The organism is Fulvimonas soli, assembly GCF_003148905.1.
Lineage (GTDB): Bacteria > Pseudomonadota > Gammaproteobacteria > Xanthomonadales > Rhodanobacteraceae > Fulvimonas > Fulvimonas soli.
This window is the reverse complement of record NZ_QGHC01000009.1, coordinates 70130-88632: the sequence shown is the minus strand read 5'-3', so window position 1 is coordinate 88632 and position 18503 is coordinate 70130. Positions and strand designations below refer to the sequence as shown.

Sequence of the window (18503 nt, the reverse complement as noted above, 5' to 3'; positions counted from 1 at the left end):
AGCCGATGCACGCTCCCGAACCCGCCGCCCGTCCGTCCCGCCGCGCCTGCGCGCGGCGCGCAGCCGCCCTGCTGGCCGCCCTCGGCCTCGCCGCCGCCGTCCACGCCGGCGCGCCCGACCCGGCGCGCTGGCGGCGCGAGGCGCAGGCGGTGACGATCACCCGCGACGACTGGGGCATCGCCCACGTGCACGGCCGCAGCGACGCCGATGCGGTGTTCGGCATGGCCTACGCGCAGGCCGAGGACGACTTCAACCGCGTCGAGACCAACTACCTCAACGCGCTCGGCTGGCTGGCGCAGGCCGAGGGCGAGTCCGCGCTGTGGTCGGACCTGCGCCGGCGGATGTTCGTCGACGCCGACGAGCTGAAGCGGCTGTACGCGCGGAGCCCCGCCTGGCTGCGCCGGCTGATGGACGCCTGGGCCGACGGCCTCAACGGGTACCTCGCCACCCACCCGGACGTGCACCCGCGCGTGATCGCCCGCTTCGAGCCGTGGATGGCGCTGTCCTTCACCGAGGGCAGCATCGGCGGCGACATCGAGCGCGCCTCGCTCAGGCAGCTTCAGGCCTTCTACGGCCGGCCCGGCGAGCGCGTGGCCTTCGCCGATGCGCCGCCGAGCTGGGCGGAGCCGACCGGCTCCAACGGCATCGCCATCGCGCCGAAGCTCACCGCCGACGGCCACGCGCTGCTGCTGATCAACCCGCACACCTCGTTCTTCTTCCGCAGCGAGCTGCAGATGTCCAGCGACGACGGGCTGGACGTGTACGGCGCGGTGACCTGGGGGCAGTTCTTCGTCTACCAGGGTTTCAACGAGCACGCCGGCTGGATGCACACCTCCACCGGCGCCGACGCGGTGGACGAGTTCGCCGAGACGATCGTGCGCAAGGACGGCAAGCTCTATTACCGCTATGGCCGGGAGCTGCGCCCGGTGACGGTGCGCGAGATCGCGGTGCCCTACCGCGCCGCGGACGGCTCGATGGCGCAGCGGCGCTTCACCACCTACGCCACCCACCACGGCCCGGTCGTGCGCGCGGCCGACGGCAAGTGGATCGCGCTGGCGCTGATGAACAAGCCGGTCGAGGCGCTGCAGCAGAGCTGGTTGCGCACCAAGGCCAGCGACTACGCCGGCTACATGAAGGTGGCCGGGCTCAAGGCCAACTCCTCCAACAACACGCTGTTCGCCGACGACAAGGGCGAGATCGCCTACCTGCACCCGCAGTTCATCCCGCGCCGCGACGACCGCTTCGACTACACCCGGCCGGTGGACGGCAGCGACCCGGCCACCGACTGGCACGGCCTGCACGCGCTGGACGAGCTGCCGCACGTGCTGAACCCGCCCAACGGCTGGGTGTTCAACACCAACGACTGGCCCTACGCCGCCGCCGGCCCGTACAGCCCCAGGCGCGAGGACTACCCGCGCTACATGGACAGCGTGGGCGAGAACCCGCGCGGCCTGCACGCCATCCGCGTGCTGTCCGGGCGTCGCGACTTCACCCTGGCCTCGCTGATCGACGCCGCCTTCGACCCGTACCTGCCCGCCTTCGAGCGGCAGCTGCCGGTGCTGGTCGCCGACTACGACGCCCTGCCCGCCGGCGACCCGCTGAAGAAGAAGCTGGCCGGCCCGGTCGCACTGCTGCGCCACTGGGACTACCGCTGGGGCATCGCCTCCATGCCCACCTCGCTGGCGGTGTTCTGGGGCGACACGCTGTGGGACGAGGTGGACAAGACCGACACCGCGGAGGGCCTGTCGGTGTACGACATCATGGCCGAGAAGGCCGGCGCGCAGGCGCGCCTGAAGGCACTGGCCGAGGCGGTCGACCGGCTGGAGCGGGACTTCGGCAGCTGGGGCGTGCCGTGGGGCGAGATCAACCGCTTCCAGCGCAACGACGGCGCCATCGTGCAGCGCTTCGACGACGCCAGGCCGAGCATCCCGGTGCCGTTCGTCTCCTCGCGCTGGGGCTCGCTGGCCTCCTTCGGCGCGCACCGCTGGCCGGGCACCAAGCGCTACTACGGCACCAGCGGCAACAGCTTCGTGGCGGTGGTGGAATTCGGCCCCAGGGTGCAGGCGCGCGCGATCACCGCCGGCGGCGAGAGCGGCCACCCGGAATCGAGGCACTTCGACGACGAGGCCGAGCGCTACACCACCGGCAACCTGCGCGCGGTGTACTTCTGGCCGGAGCAGCTGAAGGGCCACACCGAGCGGGTCTACCACCCGGGCCAGTAGGCGCCGGCGCGCCGCCCGGGCACGGCGCGGGGACGCGCGGAACCCGCGCCGCGCGCGACGGCGCGGCCGGGCCGCGCACGCGCGTCCCGCAGTCGCTCGCGGCTCAGTGGTGCCGCTTGAAGTACTGCACCGCGCGCTCGTGCTTCTCGGCCGCCTCGCGCGTGCCGAAGGTGCCGAGGTTGCGGCGCTTGCCGGTGGCGGGATCCTTCTTGCGCGAGTACAGCCGGTATTCGCCCGATTTGAGCTTGCGGATCATGGCGCTGCCCTCCTGGCGCGCATCCTCGCAGGCCGGCGGTCACCGCCGGGTGACCGCACGGTGAAAGGTGCGGCAAGCCGCGCCGCCTCGGCCCGCCCGCGCCGCGCCCTCAGTCCCGGCCGGGAATCTTCAGCCCGCGCTGCACGGCCGGCCGCGCCAGGCCGCGCTCGAGCCAGGCGGCCACGTTGGCGTAGCGGCCGAACTCCACCAGCTCGCGCGCCCCGTAGAAGGTGATCAGGTTGTTCACCCAGCCCAGCGTGGCGATGTCGGCGATGGTGTAGTCGCCGCCCATGATCCACTCGCGGCCGTCCAGGCGGCCGTCCAGCACGCCGAGCAGGCGCCTGGACTCGTCGACGTAGCGCTTGAGCGGGCGCTTGTCCTCGTACTCCCTGCCGGCGAACTTGTGGAAGAAGCCGACCTGGCCGAACATCGGCCCGATCGAGGCCATCTGGAAGAACACCCACTGGATGGTTTCCCAGCGCCGCGCCGCGTCGGCCGGGATGAACTGCTTCGTCTTGTCGGCCAGGTACAGCAGGATCGCGCCCGACTCGAACAGGCCCAGCGGCTTCCCGCCCGGGCCGTCCGGGTCGATGATCGCCGGGATCTTGCCGTTGGGGTTGAGCGACAGGAACTCCGGCGTGTGGCTCTCGTCCTGCATGATGTCGACCAGGTGCGGCTCGTATGGCAGCCCGGTCTCCTCCAGCATGATCGACGCCTTCACGCCGTTGGGCGTGTTGAGCGAGTAGAGCTGGATGCGGTCGGGATGGCGGGTGGGCCAGCGGCGGGTGACCGGGAAGGCGGACAGGTCGGACATGCACGGGCTCCGTGGGGAGACGGGAGATGCCGCTAGGTTAGCCCAGGCCCGTGCACGCGGCGGCAAACCGCTGCAAACTCCGCTTCCACGCCGCCAAGGAAGATCCGGATGAACCTGCGCAACCTGGCCCTGCCGCTGATGCTGGCCTCCGCCGGCGCCGCGACCGCGCAGACGCGGACCGACCTGCCCGGCGTCGACGTCACCGCGCCCGCCTACACCTCCACCCACGGCGGCTACCTGATCTCGGGCGACTTCAAGGTCGATCCGCGCATGCCCTACGTCGTGTTCCCGGCGCAGGCGCTGGCGAAGGACGACATCCTCAGCATCGAGCCGGTGCACCTGCAGGACGACGAGTACCTGGTGCTGCAGGAATGCGCCACGGCCGACTGCACGCGGGCGGCGATCGTGCGCGTGTGGAACGCCGACGGCGCCGCCAGCCGCACCACCAACAGCGGCAGCCGGATCTGGATCACCCACGAGAGCAAGTACTTCATCTGGCTCAAGCGGCTGCCGCTCACCAGCGCCCAGTGCGCGACCTGCCGCGGGCACTACTACCAGTTCGTCGAGGTCAGCCCGCCGATGACGCTGATCCCCGAGGGCGAGATGGCCGCGCTGGACAAGGAACGCCTCGACAAGGCCTACGACGAGCCGCCGGTGAAGGTGCAGGGCGAGACGCACGAAGGCTCCACCTACGTCGTCACCTACGAGGGCGGCTCCAAGGTGCGCATCCGCCGCATGCACGGCATGCGCTGAGGGGCGGTGGATCGCCCGCCCCGCCCCCGGCGGCTGGACAGCCAAACGGCCGGACAGGCGCGACCATCGGACGGGCGTCCTTCGCCCAACGGGCGCGGCGTCGAAACCACCCGCCGCGCCACGCGGCGTTCGTCGCGGATTCGAATGAGCGACTTTGCTCCCTCTCCCCTCCGGGGAGAGGGTCGGGGCGAGGGGGCGTTCTTGCCCCAGCCTTCCTTGCCTGACGATAGAAGGCTCGGCCCGAACGAAGCGCCACCGCAGGCCCCGCCCCCTCACCTCGATCCCCTCCCCGGAGGGGAGAGGAGGCAGAGCGGCGCGCGCCACGCCGGCAGGAACGACGCCAGCCGCCGCAGCGGCGACGGCGACTCGTCCTCCGCGGCCAGTCCCGCCGCCACCATGCGCCGGAACGGCCGCAGCCGCGCGCCCGCCTCCAGCGCCAGCCGCCGCAGCGCGCGCGCCGGCGCGCGGTCGTCGGTGTACAGCCCGGCCAGCGCCTGGGTGGCGCGGTACAGCGGCCAGGTGGCCAGCCGGTGCGCGCGCTCGTAGCGCGCCAGCGGCGCGCGTTCCCAGAACGGCCGGCCGGCCGCCAGCTCGGCGCGCAGCTCGCATGCCAGCGTCGCCGCGCCGAGCAGGCCGAAGTTGAAGCCGTGCGCGGTCAGCGGGTGCATGCCCACTGCCGCGTCGCCGAGCAGCGCGAAGCGCTCCGCCGCGAAGCGGCGCGCGTACACGCCGACCAGCGGGTAGGCGCAGCGCGGCCCGGCCACGCGCATCGCGCCCAGGCGGTGGCGGAAGCGCCCGGCCATCTGCGCCTCCAGCGCCGCGTCGTCCAGCGCCAGCAGCGCCTGCATCGGCCCCGGCGGCAGGGTCAGCACCACCGAGGAGGTGTGCGGGTCGTGCAGCGGCAGCAGCGCCAGCGTCTGCCCGCGGCCGAACCACTCCCAGGCGGTGCCCTCGTGCGGCGCGTCGTGGCGCATCCGCAGCACCAGCATGAGCTTGCCGAAGTCGTGCATGTCCGCCGCGATGCCGGCGGCGCGGCGCAGCGCCGAGAAGCGGCTGTCGGCGGCGACCGCCAGCCGCGCCCGCAGGACCTCGCCGCCGTCCAGCGACAGCTCCACGCCCTCGTCGCCGAGGCGCAGCGCGCCCGCCTGCGCGCCGGCGAGCAGGCGCACCTGCGGCAGCGCCGCGGCCTCGGCGTAGGCCGCGCGGCGGATCGCGTGGTTGGACAGCAGCCAGCCCAGCTGCGGCCGGCCGCCGTCCTGGTGGCGGAAGCGCAGGCCGCCGCGCGCGTCGCCGTCGATCACCAGGGCGTCGCGCAGCACGCCGATCTCCTCCGCGCGCAGGTGCCGCCACAGGCCCAGCGTCTCCAGCAGCCGCCGCGAGCGGTGGGTGATGGCGATCTCGCGCCCGTCGTCGGCCGGCTGCGCCAGCGCCGCCTCCGGCTGCCGCTCGACCAGCGCCACGCGCAGCCCGCTGCCGGCCAGCGCGCGCGCGAAGCACAACCCCGCCGGGCCCGCGCCGGCCACCACGATGTCGTAGGACATGCCCCGTTTCCCTGCCGCCAGAATCCGCCGCAGGCTAGCGCCGGCGCCGCGGCGCCACGCTGATCCCGGTCAAATGCGCGACGGAAGAAAATGCGGACGGGACGCGCCCCCTTGTGATCGTCGCACGCGCCCACACGCTCCCCGGATGGCCTCGCGCCATGCCGGGCAGGTCGCGCCCGGCCCCGACGCTCCCCCTTGCAGGAGACCTTGCATGACCAAGACGTATGCCTACGCTGCCCAGTCGGCGACCCAGCCGCTCGCGCCGTTCGTCATCGAGCGCCGCACGCCCGGGCCGCACGACGTGCAGATCGACATCCTCTACTGCGGCGTGTGCCACTCGGACCTGCACACCGCGCGCAACGAGTGGAAGAACACCCTCTACCCCTCCGTGCCCGGCCACGAGATCGTCGGCACCGTCACCGCCGTGGGCGACGCGGTGAGCAGGTTCGAGGTGGGCGACACCGTGGGCGTGGGCTGCATGGTGGACAGCTGCCAGCGCTGCGACGCCTGCGCTGAGAGCCTGGAGCAGTACTGCGAGAACGGCTTCACCGGCACCTACAACGGCCCGGCGCAGGAGGACGGCGGCAACACCTACGGCGGCTATTCCGACAAGATCGTGGTGCACGAGAAGTTCGTGCTGGGCATCAAGCACGACAGGAGCCAGCTCGCCGCGGTGGCCCCGCTGCTGTGCGCCGGCATCACCACCTACTCGCCGCTGCGCCACTGGAACGCCGGCCCCGGCAAGAAGGTGGGCATCGTCGGCCTGGGCGGCCTCGGCCACATGGGCGTGAAGCTGGCCCATGCGATGGGCGCGCACGTGGTGCTGTTCACCACCTCGCCCGGCAAGGAGGCCGACGCCAAGCGCCTGGGCGCCGACGAGGTGGTGATCTCCCGCGACCCGGCGCAGATGGCCAGGCACGCCAGCAGCCTGGACCTGATCGTCAACACCGTGGCCGCGCCGCACGACCTCGACCCGTTCCTCGCCCTGCTCAAGCGCGACGGCACGCTGTGCCTGGTGGGCGCGCCGGAGCATCCGCATCCCTCGCCCACGGTGTTCAACCTGATCATGAAGCGCCGCGCGATCGCCGGCTCGCTGATCGGCGGCATCCGCGAGACGCAGGAGATGCTGGACTTCTGCGCCGAGCACGGCATCGTCTCCGACATCGAGACGATCGCCATGCGCGACATCAACCGGGCCTACGAGCGCATGCTCAAGAGCGACGTGAAGTACCGCTTCGTGATCGACATGGCGACGCTGAAGGAAGAGGCGAAGGCGGCCGCCTGAGGAACCCCGCGCGCGCCGCCAGGGAAGGCGGCCGCGGCTTCCGGCGGACGCGGCGCAGGGCGTCCGTCATTCCCGAGCGATCGCCCATCGCCGCCACCCGGGTGGCCGCAAGGAAACCGCGGGCGCGAGAGCGCCTGCATGGCGCAGCCCCGTCGCGCTCACGCACCTATGCAGGCTCGCCGAACCATCGCGAAGCGGCCCGGGCCGCCTCCTCGGGATCGGGCGCGGCCTCGGCGGCCCAGGCGACCACGCCGTCGGGCCGTACGAGCACGGCGCTCAGGCCCAGCCGGTCCTCCGCGTCGCTGGCGACATGGGCGACCCGGTCGCCCCAGCGTCCCGCCAGCGCCCGCAGCGGCGCGCCGGCGTCGAAGTCCAGCAGCAGGCCCCTGCCCGTCCTGAGGCGCTCGCCGAGCCGGGTCCCGTCGGCCAGCGCGAAGTCGGGCGCGCTGCGCCCCACGAGCGGATGGCTGTCGCCAAGGTCGTAGCGGAGAGCGACGCCCCACACGCGCTCGGCGAAATAGGTCGCGCCGTCGCGCGTGTCGATGAGGTCGCGGACGATGGCCTCGAGCGCGCGCGAGCTCCGGCTCGGCCGCATCAGCGCGACCTGCGCGCGCGACCAGTCGAGCACCTGCGCCCCGACCGGCTGCCGCTCGCCCGCATAGGTGTCGAGCAGGCCGGCCGGTGCGTCGCCGCGGAGGGTGGCGGCGAGCTTCCATCCGAGGTTCATCGCGTCGCCGAGCCCGAGGTTGAGCCCCTGGCCGCCCAGGGGCGAATGGATGTGCGCGGCGTCGCCCGCGAGCAGCACCCGCCCGCGGCGGTAGGCGGTCGCCTGGCAGGCGCGATCCGTCCAGGTCGTCGCTAGCCGCAGGGCCGTCACGCCGGCATCGGCGCCGGAGACGCGGCGCAACACCGCCTGCACGTGCTCGGGCGTGATCGGTCGGGTCCGGTGGAAGGCGCCGTCGTCGAACTCCACCACCGCGATCGTCCCGGGCCGCGCGTAGGTGTACATGCCCGTCGGCGTGTAGTGGCGGCCCGCGCGGAGCTTGTCCGGGTCGGCCAAGTCGACCTCGACGGAATAGCCGGTGAACTCGGGATCGGTGCCGGAGAACTCGAAGCCGCCGGCCTTGCGGACCGTGCTGCGGCCGCCGTCGCAGCCGACCAGCCAGCGCCCGCGGAACGTCCCGCTGTCCGTATGGACGGCCACCTCGTCGTCCGATGGATCGAAGCCCACGACGCCGAGGCCGCGCCTGATCTCGACCCCCAGCGCATCCGCGCGGGCGGCCAGGACGGATTCGAGCCACTGCATGGTGACCGCCATGCTGGTGCCGGCCGGCCCCGGCAGGCGGTACTGCCATTTCGAGGCGTCGATCCTGTCGTGGTAGAACGGGATGCCGGCGAAATGGCCGGCCGCGCGGCGGGGCTGGTCCATCCAGTGCGCCGCGGCCGGTGCGCGGCCGCCCGGGCCGTCCTTCGAAAGCGGCAGCGCCGCCACGGCGTGCAGCAGGCCGCGGCGGTCGAGGGCCTCGATCGTCGGCGCCGACAGGCCGCGCATGCCGAACGGCAGCTCCTTCAAGGGGGAATGCGGGTCCCCTGCCTGCTCCAGCACCAGCACGGCGAGACCCGCGAGGCGCAGCTCACAGGCAAGGAACAAGCCGACCGGGCCGGCTCCGGCGATCACGACGTCATGGACCAAGGCGATACCCTCGAACGGGAGCCGGGCCGGCGGGATACCGGCTCGTCATGGCACGAATCTTACACTCAGTATAAATTTCTGGGCATGAACCTTCCCACGCCAGACCGTCCCGGGCGCCGGGACCGCAAGAAGGCGGCGACGCGCCAGGCGATCTCGGACGTCGCCACGCGCCTGTTCGTCGAGCGCGGCTTCGAAAAGGTCTCGGTCGCCGAGATCGCGCGCGAGGCGGCCGTCGCCCGCAAGACGGTGTTCAACTACTTCCCCCGCAAGGAGGACCTGGTCTTCGACCGCGAGGAGGAAGCGCGCGCCCTGGTGCGCGAGGCGCTCGCCGGCCGCGGCAGGCAGCCGCCGGTCCGCGCCTTCCAGGCGCTGGTGCGCACGCTGGTGGAGAAGCAGCATCCCCTGTTCCGGATCACCGGGCGGCCCATCCGGTTCTGGCGCACCGTCGCGGAGAGTCCGGCGCTCACGACGCGCGCGCGCGAGCTCCAGGTGACGCTCGCCGACGACCTTGCAGGCATGCTGTCCGACGCGGCGGACAGGCCGCCCGCCGACCCCGATGCCCGTCTCGCGGCGGCGATGCTGATGGGCACGCTGGTGGTCGCCTACGGCGAGGCGCTGCGCGCCTTCCGCGAGCGCCGGAAGCCCGCGGCGGCGTTCGTGCGCGTGATGGAACGCGGCTTCGCCGGCGTCAACGCCGCGCTCGCCGGGACGCCATACGCCTGAGGCATCGCCGGCGGATCAATGCGGGCGGCACCTGCCGACGGACGGTCCGAACGGAAGCCTTCGCAAGGGCCTCTGGCCGAGTGCCATCGATAGAAACGCCTCACCATCGCCGCCACGTGCATGGAGCACTCGGGCATGACGCGGACGACAGCGAACCGCCGCCGGGACAGTGGCCCTCGCGCGACCGGCACGCTCCCCCCTGCGTCGGCCGCTCAAAGCTCCCGGCTCATGAACACGCTGTACGGGTCCTCCACGTAGTCGGCGAACGGCCCGCAGCAGGCGAAGCCGAAGCTCTCGTAGAGCCGGTGCGCCGGCGCGAAGGCGGCGGCCGCGCCGGTCTCTAGGCTCACTCGGCGGTAGCCGCGCGCCTTCGCCTCGCCGAGCAGGTGCGCGAGCATGGCGCGCGCCACGCCCTTGCGCAGGTGCGCGGCGGCCGTGCGCATGGACTTGAGCTCGGCGTGGCGCGAGTCGAGCCGCTTCAGCGCACCGCACCCCAGCAGGTCGCCGTCTTCCCAGGCGGTCCAGAAGCTGATTTCCGGGCGGCGCAGGCCGTCGACGTCGAGCGCGTGGATGCTTTCGGGCGGCGAGTGCAACACCATGTTCTGCAGGTGTTCGCGCAGCAACGCGTGCACTGCCGGGTGGGTCGGGTCGTCGGGCCGGATCAGCATGGCGCGGCGCTCAGGCGTGCCCCGCCACCGCGTGCGGCACGTAGTGCCGTTCCAGCTCGGCGACCTCCTCGTCGGCAAGCCCGAGCGACAGCGCCGCCACCGCATCCTCCAGGTGCTGCGGCCTGGACGCGCCGACGATGGGCGCGGTGACGAACGGCTTGCCCAGCATCCAGGCCAGCGCCACCTGCGCCCGTGGCACGCCGCGCGCCGCGGCGACCGCGCCGACCGCCTCCACCACGCGGCGGTCGGCGTCCGGCACGGCGTAGAGGGTCTTGCCGAACGCGTCGGTGCGCAGGCGCTCGGTGCTCTCGTCCCAGGCGCGGGTCAGGCGGCCGCGCGCCAGCGGGCTCCACGGGATCACGCCCACGCCCAGGTCGCGGCACAGCGGCATCATCTCGCGCTCCTCCTCGCGGTAGAGCAGGTTGTAGTGGTTCTGCATGGTGACGAAGCGGGTCCAGCCATGCCGCTCCGCCACGTGCTGCGCCTTGGCGAACTGCCACGCCCACATCGAGGAGGCGCCGAGGTAGCGCGCCTTGCCCGCCTTCACCACGTCGTGCAGCGCCTCCATGGTCTCCTCGACCGGCGTGTGCGGGTCCCAGCGGTGGATCTGGTACAGGTCCACGTAGTCGGTGCCCAGGCGGCGCAGGCTGTGGTCGATCTCGGCGAGGATCGCCTTGCGCGACAGGCCCATGCCGTTCGGCCCCGGGTGCATGCGGTTGAACACCTTGGTCGCCAGCACGATCTCGTCGCGGCGGGCGAAGTCCTTCAGCGCGCGGCCGACGATCTCCTCCGAGCTGCCGTCCGAGTACACGTTGGCGGTGTCGAAGAAATTGATGCCCAGCTCCAGCGCGCGGCGGATGAACGGCCGGCTGGCCGCCTCGTCCAGGGTCCAGGCGTGGTTGCCGCGGCGGGGATCGCCATAGGTCATGCAGCCCAGGCACAGGCGGGACACGTCCAGGCCGGTGCTGCCGAGTTTCACGTAGTCCATGGGGTCGTTCATCGGCCGGGGACGGAGACGCCAGTCTAAATCCGCCGCGCGGCACACGCGCGATGCGGCAATGGACAGCCGACCCCCGCTGCGGCCATGCCGCTTGCAGCGGGCCTTGAACCGCCGCGCCCCATCGTCGAACCTCTCCCGGTCGTCTCTCCGGAAACGCGCCCATGCGCCTGTGGACCCTGCACCCCCGCCACCTCGACCCGCAGGGCCTGGTCGCCCTGTGGCGCGAGGGCCTGCTGGCGCGCGCCGTGCTGCGCGGCGAGACGAAGGGCTACCGGCACCATCCGCAGCTCGAGCGGTTCCGCGCGCATCCCGCGCCCCGGCGCGCCATCGACGCCTACCTGGCCGAGGTCCACGCGGAAGCGGTCCGCCGCGGCTATGCCTTCGACCGCGGCAAGATCGGCCCCGTCCGCGCCGTGCCGGGCATCGCCGCCACCGACGGCCAGCTCGGCTACGAGTGGGAACACCTGCTGCGCAAGCTCGCCGCGCGCAGCCCCGCGCTGTTCGAACGGTGGCGGGACGCGCGTCCCGGCAGCCATCCGCTGTTCGTGCTGCAGCCCGGCCCGGTGGCTGCGTGGGAAAAACGGGCTTAAAGGTGGCGGCCGCCCCCGCATGGCGGCTTGGAACGCCCGTCGCCAGCCCCATGTCTGCCGTGCCGCGATGGGCGCAGTCTCCGCGCCCCGTCGCCCCGTTCCCTTCCCCACGCCGAGGCCCGCCATGCCGGACTATCGCAAGACTCCCGAAGCGCTCGCGCGGCTCACCCCCGAGCAATACCGCGTCACCCAGCAGAACGGCACCGAGCGGCCGTTCCACAACGCCTTCCACGACCACAAGGCGCCGGGCCTGTACGTGGACGTGGTCTCCGGCGAGCCGCTGTTCACCTCGCTGGACAAGTTCGACAGCGGCTGCGGCTGGCCCAGCTTCACCCGCCCGGCGGAGCCGGCCAACGTGGTGGAGCAGCGCGACACCAGCCACGGCATGATCCGCACCGAGGTGCGCTCGGCCCACGGCGACAGCCATCTCGGCCACGTCTTCCCGGACGGCCCGCGCGAGGCCGGCGGCCTGCGCTACTGCATCAATTCCGCCGCGCTGCGCTTCGTCCCGCTGGACGAGCTGGAGCGCGCGGGCTACGGCGACTACCGCAGGCTGTTCGACGACGCCGGCAGGGGAGACGCGCCGTGAGCGACGCCACCGAACGCGCCATCCTCGCCGGCGGCTGCTTCTGGGGCGTGCAGGAGCTGCTGCGCCACATGCCGGGCGTGCTCGCCACCCGCGTGGGCTACAGCGGCGGCGCCACGCCCAACGCCACCTACCGCAACCACGGCGACCACGCCGAGGCGGTGGAAATCGTCTTCGACCCGCAGCGCATCAGCTACCGCGAGCTGCTGGAGTTCTTCTTCCAGATCCACGACCCCACCACGCCGGACCGCCAGGGCAACGACCGCGGCCGCAGCTACCGCTCGGCGGTCTTCTACACCAGCGAGGAACAGAAGCGCATCGCCGAGGACACCATCGCCGACGTCGACGCCTCCGGCCTGTGGCCCGGCAAGGTGGTCACCGAGCTGGCGCCCGCCGGCGACTTCTGGGAAGCCGAGCCGGAGCACCAGGACTACCTGCAGCGCTACCCGGACGGCTACACCTGCCACTTCGTGCGGCCGGGCTGGAAGCTGCCGCGGCGGAGCGAGGCGCACTGAGCGGAGCCGGAGGCCGCCCGCTCCCCGTTCCATGGGGCGCGGGCAACGCCGCGTGCCGGCCTTACGCGCGCGATGCGACGACACCGGCCGGCGCGCCAGCCACGGGCGCGCCCGACGGCTGCGCGCGGATCATGGAACCCAGCGCCAGCGCGCAGGCCAGCAGGCAGGCGGCGAACAGGCTGTGCAGCATCACGGTCTCGAACTTCATGGCGGTTCTCCTCGGGACAGGGAAAGGAAGCGACGCATCCCCTCTCGCACGCTTCGTGCCATCCGTCCCCGGCCGCCGGAAAGCGCGCCACTGCGCCATCCGGAGCGGGCGCGCACGACGCGCCTCCGCGTCCGCGGACACCCGTGCACTGTCCGGACCCGCGGCGGAACGGACAGGCACGGCGCCTCCCCCTTCCGCCACTGGCCAAGGCGACCGGCGCCGATAGACTCGGCCGCATCCGCCGCTCGTCCGCTTGCCGGAGATGACCATGCCGCTGCGCCCCGCCTGGCCCTGGCTGACGCTGCTCGTGCTCGCGCCCGCCGCATCCGGCGCAGCGTCGCCCGGCCTCGCGCCGGCGGCCGCCCGCGCCTACTTCGACGAAGCCCGCCGCCAGTGCCAGGCCGACCATGGCCGCCTGTGGGACCGCTCGCTGTGCGGGCCGATGCTGCTGGTGGCGCCGGCCACCCGGCAGGTGATCGCCAGCCAGGCCGACGCGCAAGGCCGCCTGCGCGCGCAGGACGGCGTGTTCGTCGGCCGCCTGCCGCCGGAGCAGAACCTCGCCAACACCGCGCTCGACTGGGCCGGCGTGCGCTGGAGCGAGATGCTCTGGCCGCTGCCGGACGATGCGCCCATGCGGCGCACGCTGATGGCGCACGAATCCTTCCACCGCATCCAGGACGGCCTCGGCCTGCCCGCGGGCGATGGCGACAACGCGCACCTGGACACGCTGGAAGGCCGCTACGCGCTGCAGCTGGAGTGGCGCGCGCTGGACCGCGCGCTCGCGGCCGCGGACGAGCCGGAACGCCGCGCCGCCGTCGCCGACGCGCTGGCGTTCCGCGCCGCGCGCTACGCGCGCTTCCCCGCCGCCGAACGCAACGAGTCCGCGCTCGAGCGCAGCGAGGGACTGGCCGAATACACCGGCGTGATGGTGGGCAACGACACGCCGGCCGAGCGGCTGGCGATGGCGCGCAAGGACCTCGCGCTGCATGCGGGCGATGCGAGCTTCGTGCGCTCCTTCGCCTACGCCACCGGCCCCGCCTACGGCCTGCTGCTGGACCGCTACGCGCCCGGCTGGCGCCGCACCATCGCGCAACGGGCCGGCGCGCCGGCCGCGCTGCTGGCCGCCGCGCTGCGCATCGACATGGCCGCCGCGCCGATCGATGCGCGCGCCGCACGCTACGGCGGCGCAGCGCTGCTGGCGAGCGAACGCGAGCGCGCCGCCGCGCGCGCGCGCCGGGTCGCCGCCTATGCCGCCCGGCTCGTCGCCGGCCCGGTGCTGCACCTGCCGCTAAAGCACATGAAGGTGCAGTTCAACCCGACCAGCCTGGTGCCGCTGGGCGACGCCGGCACCGTCTACCCGACCATCCACGTCAGCGACGACTGGGGCCTGATCGACGTGGACGGCGGCGCGCTGCTGGCCGGCGACTGGACGCGGCTGACGGTGGCGGCCCCGGCCGGCGAGGCACGCGGCGGCACGCTGCATGGCGAGGGCTGGACCCTGCAACTGGCGCCGGGCTGGCGACTGGCGCCGGGCGAGCGCAAGGGCGACTGGACGATCCGGCGCGAGGCCGGCGAATGATGGCCTTCGCGCCGCGGCGGAAGCCTACAGGCAGCAGGCCCGGCGATGCCCTCCCTGCCACTCCACCGCTGGCAAGGCGCCGCTGCCGGACAAGGCATCCGGCAGCGGCGCTTCGTCCGTGGCGTTCAGCCGCTGCCTTCCGGCTTCGCGCACTGGTCGTTCGGGCAGGCGAAGTCGATCTCGACGGCACCGCCCACCTTCAGGGGGACGTTCGAGCGCGTGTCCACGTCCTTGCCGTCCTTCTGCAGCGTCACCGTGTACATGCCCAGGCGCAGCCCGTCGATGCGGTAACGCCCGCTGTCCTTCACCTCGGCATGACGGCTGCCGCCCGCATTGCTCTTGACCGTCACCGTACCGCCCACCGGCGCCTGGCCGAAGATCGAACCGCTGGTGGACTGCGCGCTTGCCCCCTGCGCGCCCAGGGCGGCAACCGCCGCTATCGCCAGAATCCAGCTTCCCCGAGGCATGCGCCGGACATGCCCTGGCTGCTTCGCTCCTTTCATGAACCCCCTCCGTTCCCGTGATGTGCGGCGCCTCCATGGAAGCGCCGGGACGCCGCGCGACGGCGCGCGGCTTCGGGAGGATAGGCAAACAAGGCGGGTATCGCCACAACTTTGAAACAAGCGTGGGGCGGACCACTCGCCCGCGTCCGTCCCATGCAGGCGTGGTGCATGCCCATTGGGCGTCGCCGGCACAAAAATCCGTGCGCCGGCTCAAGGCCACTGGCCAAGCCTGGCCAGTGGCCCCGCCGCGATCGGCCTTACGGCCTCAAGCCGCTACTGCTTGTCCGCGACTTCCCCGCACTGGCCCGGCGCGCAGTCGAAGTCCACCTTGATGCCGCGCCCCACCACCACCGGCACGTTCGGATGCCTGACGACGGGCCGGCCGTTCTGTTCCAGCGTCACGTCATAGACGCCCACCGGCAGCGCCTTGACGGTGTAGCGGCCCTTGGCGTCGACGGACACCTGGTGCTCGAAGCCAGACGTGGTGTTGTGGACGGTCACGGTGTAGCCCGCCGGCGCCTTGCCGAACACGGTGCCCGAGGTGGCCTGCGCGTCGACCGTGGCGGCTCCCGCCAGCGCGCATGCGCCGACGATGGCTGCGAGCGCCAGGCTCCGGCCCTGGCGGCGCGAGGACGAACGGATGGAGAAGATTCTGTTCATGGGAACTGTGTCCAGTTTGTGGGGGATGCAGAAGCCATGAGCCGGCCAGGGGTTTGGCGTTCCGCTCATGGAGAAGTGCCGGACGGCTCCGTCCGGCGCCAGGCATATGGCCAGGCACCAGCGACGTCCACCGTCCGTGCTCACCCGGCGGGAATGCGTCAATCCGCCGGTTGGCCGCGCGCAGCCTATCCACCACGCATTGGGCCATCGAAGGGCCAAAGGTCATGACCGTGGCGAAAGGCATGGAGCCAGGAAAAGCAATCGAGTGATGCGCGAGCCGCGTTGCTCGCATGCCCACCTCTCACGGAAGCCTGATCCCGCACGTGGGCGATGGACGCGGACCCGCAGATCGACGGGGACGGCCAGGGCACTGCCTTTACCAGCGGCGCCGAGCTCGGCGATTCGAACCTCCTCCTTTCCACCGCTGCCATGCAAGCGGGCCGCGGCACCGCATGGGACGTCGCAGGTGCGACGTATGCTGCCTTGCGGCAATTTAATGAAACTCGTTATCATTCGCATATGTGGCGGCGCCCCGAGCGCGTCCGCCCGCGACAGTTGGCAGGGTCAAGTCCCTGTTCCCGTGTCCCGTCACCAAGGGGTCTCGACCATGCACCACCGTTGCCGCACCTGGCCACGCGCCCGCCTGTTGTGCCTCGCCCTGGCGGCAACCCTGCCGCTGGCCGTCCATGCGCAGTCGGCGACGGCCGACGGCAGCGGCGACGACCACGCGAGGAAGAAGGCCACCACGCTCGACGCGGTCAACGTCAGGGGCCAGCAGGCGCCGGCCTACACCGTGGACCAGAGTTCCGCCGCCACGCGCCTGCCGCTGACCCTGCGGGACACGCCCCAGTCGATCAGCGTGATCACCGCGCAGCGCATGGCCGACCAGGACCTCACCGACGTGCGCGCCGTGCTGGACAACACCACCGGCGTGTCCTCCACCGCCTACGACACCGAGCGCGTGATCTTCTGGTCGCGCGGCTTCATGATCGAGAACATGGCCTACGACGGCGTGCCGGTGGCCTCCAGCCTCAACGCGCAGTCCGCCGACGGTTCGCTGGACACGTCGATCTACGAGCGCATCGAGGTGATCCGCGGCGCCACCGGCCTGCTCAGCGGCGCGGGCAGCCCGTCGGCGATGGTCAACTTCGTGCGCAAGCACGCCGACGGCACCACGCCGCAGGCGGACGTCGCGCTCGACTACGGCTCGTGGAACACCCGGCGCATCAGCGCCGACGGCACCACGCCGCTGAATGCCTCGGGCAGCGTGCGCGCCCGGCTGGTCGCCACGCACGAGGACGGCGACTCCTACCTCGACCGCTACCACAACTGGAAGAACGTGCTCTACGCCGTGGTCGACGCCGACCTCGGCCGGAACACCGTGCTCGGCGCGGGCTACGACTACCAGAAGACCAAGCCGACCGGCGTCACCTGGGGCTCGTTCCCGGACTTCTACGACGACGGCACGCTGATCCGCTGGCCGCGCAGCTTCAGCAGCGCCGCCGACTGGACCTACTGGAACAACACCACGCAGACCGCCTTCGTCCAGCTCAGGCACGACTTCGACAACGGCTGGCAGCTGCACGCGGAAGCCGGCCATCGCAAGACCGACGCGGATTCGGCGCTGTTCTACGTCTACGGCTTCCCCAGCCGCGAGACCGGCGAAGGCGTCACGCCCTACGCCTACAAGAGCTTCCAGCGCGGCCGCCAGAACATGGTGGACCTGTACGCGACCGGCCCCTTCCAGGCGTTCGGGCGCGAGCAGGAACTGGTCATCGGCTTCAACGGATCGGACTATTCCAACGACTATTTCGACTACCCCAACGGTGCCCTGCCCGACCCGGGCAACTTCCTGCAGTGGACGGGACGCTACCCGTATCCGGACTTCGCCCCGCGGCCGGAGTTCGTCTCCGACGCGCGCATCCGGCAGCAGGGCCTGTACGCCGCCGCGCGCCTGTCGCTGGCCGATCCGCTGAAGCTGGTCGTCGGCGCGCGCTACAGCCGCTGGAAGAACGACACCGACGACGCCTTCGCCGGCATCTACCACGAGTCGCAGTCCAAGACGCTGCCGTACGCCGGCGTGATCTACGACATCACGCCGGCGTACTCGGCGTTCGCCAGCTACACCAAGATCTTCGATCCCCAGACGAGCCGCTACGCGGACGGCGGCTATCTCGAACCGATGATCGGCAGCAGCCGCGAGATCGGCATCAAGGGACGGCATTTCGACGGCGCGCTGAACACCTCGCTGACCTTCTTCGACACGCGCATGAGCAACGTGGCCGAGGCGCTGCCCGGCGTGTACCTGCCCGACGGCATCACGCAGGCCTACACCTCGTTCGACGGCACCCGCTCGCGCGGCTACGAGCTGGAGGCCTCGGGCAGGTTCACCGACCACTGGAACGGCACGATCGGCTGGTCGCACTTCAACATCAAGGCACCGGGCGAAGGCGCCATCCACACCGCGCTGCCGCGCGTGCTGGTGCGCGCGTTCACCACCTACCAGCTGCCCGGCGGCTGGAGCCGGCTCACCGTCGGCGGCGGCTTCAACTGGCAGGACGCCAGCAAGGCCCCCGTGGACGGCCCCAGCGGCACGCAGTACGTGCGCCAGTCGTCCGTCCTGCTGCTCGGCGCGATGGCACGCTATGCGTTCAACGACCACGCCTCGCTGCAGGTGAACGGCGACAACCTGCTCAACAGGAAGTACTTCGTGCTCGACGACTACAGCAATTTCTACAACGCGCCGCCGATGAACTTCATGGTGAGCTTCAGCTACAGGTTCTTCTGAGCGCCGGACGGGCCGCTGGGCGCGCCGCATCGCCCGCGTCGTGGCCAGGGTGGGCGACACGCAACCGCCGCGAGAAAGGCGAGGGGCGGCGTGGGGCTGGTCGGGTCGATGGCTTCCGC

At 72.1% G+C, this 18503-nt stretch carries 18 protein-coding genes; 9 read left to right on the top strand and 9 right to left on the bottom strand.

The genetic code is table 11. The annotated features are described in order from the left end of the window. Positions 1-5: 5 nt before the first annotated feature. A complete protein-coding gene (locus C7456_RS12845) occupies positions 6-2222 on the top strand; it encodes a penicillin acylase family protein (protein WP_109724180.1) in 2217 nt (738 codons plus the stop codon). Positions 2223-2325: 103 nt separating this feature from the next. Here the strand turns inward: C7456_RS12845 and C7456_RS12840 are convergent, their stop codons facing one another. Next, positions 2326-2478: a hypothetical protein gene (locus tag C7456_RS12840; protein WP_109724178.1), complete on the bottom strand. Its 153-nt coding sequence runs from the start codon at positions 2476-2478 to the stop codon at positions 2326-2328. A 109-nt stretch (positions 2479-2587) separates the two neighbouring features. After that, positions 2588-3292, bottom strand: a complete 705-nt coding sequence (locus C7456_RS12835; protein ID WP_109724177.1) for a glutathione S-transferase N-terminal domain-containing protein — start codon at positions 3290-3292, stop codon at positions 2588-2590. Between the two features lie 108 nt (positions 3293-3400). On the opposite strand from C7456_RS12835, the gene C7456_RS12830 reads away from it, so the two are divergent. Beyond that, a complete protein-coding gene (locus C7456_RS12830; protein ID WP_109724175.1) occupies positions 3401-4045 on the top strand; it encodes a hypothetical protein in 645 nt (214 codons plus the stop codon). Between the two features lie 272 nt (positions 4046-4317). On the opposite strand, the gene ubiM is transcribed toward C7456_RS12830, so the two are convergent. Beyond that, positions 4318-5586 carry a 5-demethoxyubiquinol-8 5-hydroxylase UbiM gene (gene ubiM / locus C7456_RS12825; RefSeq protein ID WP_109724174.1) on the bottom strand — a complete coding sequence of 423 codons (1269 nt, stop codon included), beginning with the start codon at positions 5584-5586 and terminating at the stop codon, positions 4318-4320. 211 nt (positions 5587-5797) lie between these two features. Between ubiM and C7456_RS12820 the strand changes: the two genes are divergently transcribed. Next, positions 5798-6871, top strand: coding sequence for an NAD(P)-dependent alcohol dehydrogenase (locus C7456_RS12820; RefSeq protein WP_109724172.1), 1074 nt, complete (start codon positions 5798-5800; stop codon positions 6869-6871). A gap of 166 nt (positions 6872-7037) precedes the next feature. On the opposite strand, the gene C7456_RS12815 is transcribed toward C7456_RS12820, so the two are convergent. Next, a complete protein-coding gene (locus C7456_RS12815) occupies positions 7038-8564 on the bottom strand; it encodes an FAD-dependent monooxygenase (protein ID WP_109724171.1) in 1527 nt (508 codons plus the stop codon). Here C7456_RS12815 and C7456_RS12810 point away from each other — a divergent pair. After that, the gene (locus C7456_RS12810) at positions 8556-9287 is read left to right on the top strand and encodes a TetR/AcrR family transcriptional regulator (protein ID WP_245889862.1); all 732 of its coding nucleotides are present in this window, start codon (positions 8556-8558) and stop codon (positions 9285-9287) included. The two genes, C7456_RS12815 and C7456_RS12810, sit on opposite strands and share 9 nt — an antisense overlap. 212 nt (positions 9288-9499) lie before the next feature. Here C7456_RS12810 and C7456_RS12805 read toward each other — a convergent pair whose 3' ends face one another. Continuing rightward, positions 9500-9955 (bottom strand): GNAT family N-acetyltransferase, encoded by a 456-nt coding sequence (locus tag C7456_RS12805; protein WP_109724168.1) that lies wholly within the window; start codon positions 9953-9955, stop codon positions 9500-9502. Between the two features lie 10 nt (positions 9956-9965). Then, on the bottom strand, positions 9966-10943 hold the full coding sequence (locus C7456_RS12800) for an aldo/keto reductase (RefSeq protein WP_109724245.1): 978 nt from the start codon (positions 10941-10943) through the stop codon (positions 9966-9968). Between the two features lie 173 nt (positions 10944-11116). On the opposite strand from C7456_RS12800, the gene C7456_RS12795 reads away from it, so the two are divergent. From C7456_RS12795 to msrA, 3 genes are all read left to right on the top strand, one after another. After that, positions 11117-11545 (top strand): pyrimidine dimer DNA glycosylase/endonuclease V, encoded by a 429-nt coding sequence (locus tag C7456_RS12795; protein ID WP_109724166.1) that lies wholly within the window; start codon positions 11117-11119, stop codon positions 11543-11545. 124 nt (positions 11546-11669) lie between these two features. Continuing rightward, positions 11670-12134 carry a peptide-methionine (R)-S-oxide reductase MsrB gene (msrB, locus tag C7456_RS12790; protein ID WP_109724165.1) on the top strand — a complete coding sequence of 155 codons (465 nt, stop codon included), beginning with the start codon at positions 11670-11672 and terminating at the stop codon, positions 12132-12134. Further along, the gene (msrA, locus tag C7456_RS12785) at positions 12131-12646 is read left to right on the top strand and encodes a peptide-methionine (S)-S-oxide reductase MsrA (protein WP_109724163.1); all 516 of its coding nucleotides are present in this window, start codon (positions 12131-12133) and stop codon (positions 12644-12646) included. The genes msrB and msrA overlap by 4 nt, the downstream gene beginning before the upstream one ends. A gap of 61 nt (positions 12647-12707) precedes the next feature. On the opposite strand, the gene C7456_RS17215 is transcribed toward msrA, so the two are convergent. Next, the gene (locus tag C7456_RS17215; RefSeq protein ID WP_170120219.1) at positions 12708-12854 is read right to left on the bottom strand and encodes a hypothetical protein; all 147 of its coding nucleotides are present in this window, start codon (positions 12852-12854) and stop codon (positions 12708-12710) included. A gap of 268 nt (positions 12855-13122) precedes the next feature. Between C7456_RS17215 and C7456_RS12780 the strand changes: the two genes are divergently transcribed. Next, entirely contained in the window at positions 13123-14433 is a 1311-nt protein-coding gene (locus C7456_RS12780; protein ID WP_245889861.1) for a hypothetical protein, read from the top strand. A gap of 125 nt (positions 14434-14558) precedes the next feature. Here C7456_RS12780 and C7456_RS12775 read toward each other — a convergent pair whose 3' ends face one another. Continuing rightward, complete coding sequence (locus C7456_RS12775; protein ID WP_245889860.1) at positions 14559-14936, bottom strand: carboxypeptidase-like regulatory domain-containing protein; 378 nt, start codon at positions 14934-14936, stop codon at positions 14559-14561. 273 nt (positions 14937-15209) lie between these two features. After that, positions 15210-15596, bottom strand: a complete 387-nt coding sequence (locus C7456_RS12770) for a carboxypeptidase-like regulatory domain-containing protein (RefSeq protein WP_109724160.1) — start codon at positions 15594-15596, stop codon at positions 15210-15212. 607 nt (positions 15597-16203) lie between these two features. Here C7456_RS12770 and C7456_RS12765 point away from each other — a divergent pair. After that, complete coding sequence (locus C7456_RS12765; protein ID WP_109724159.1) at positions 16204-18384, top strand: TonB-dependent siderophore receptor; 2181 nt, start codon at positions 16204-16206, stop codon at positions 18382-18384. Positions 18385-18503 lie beyond the last annotated feature (119 nt).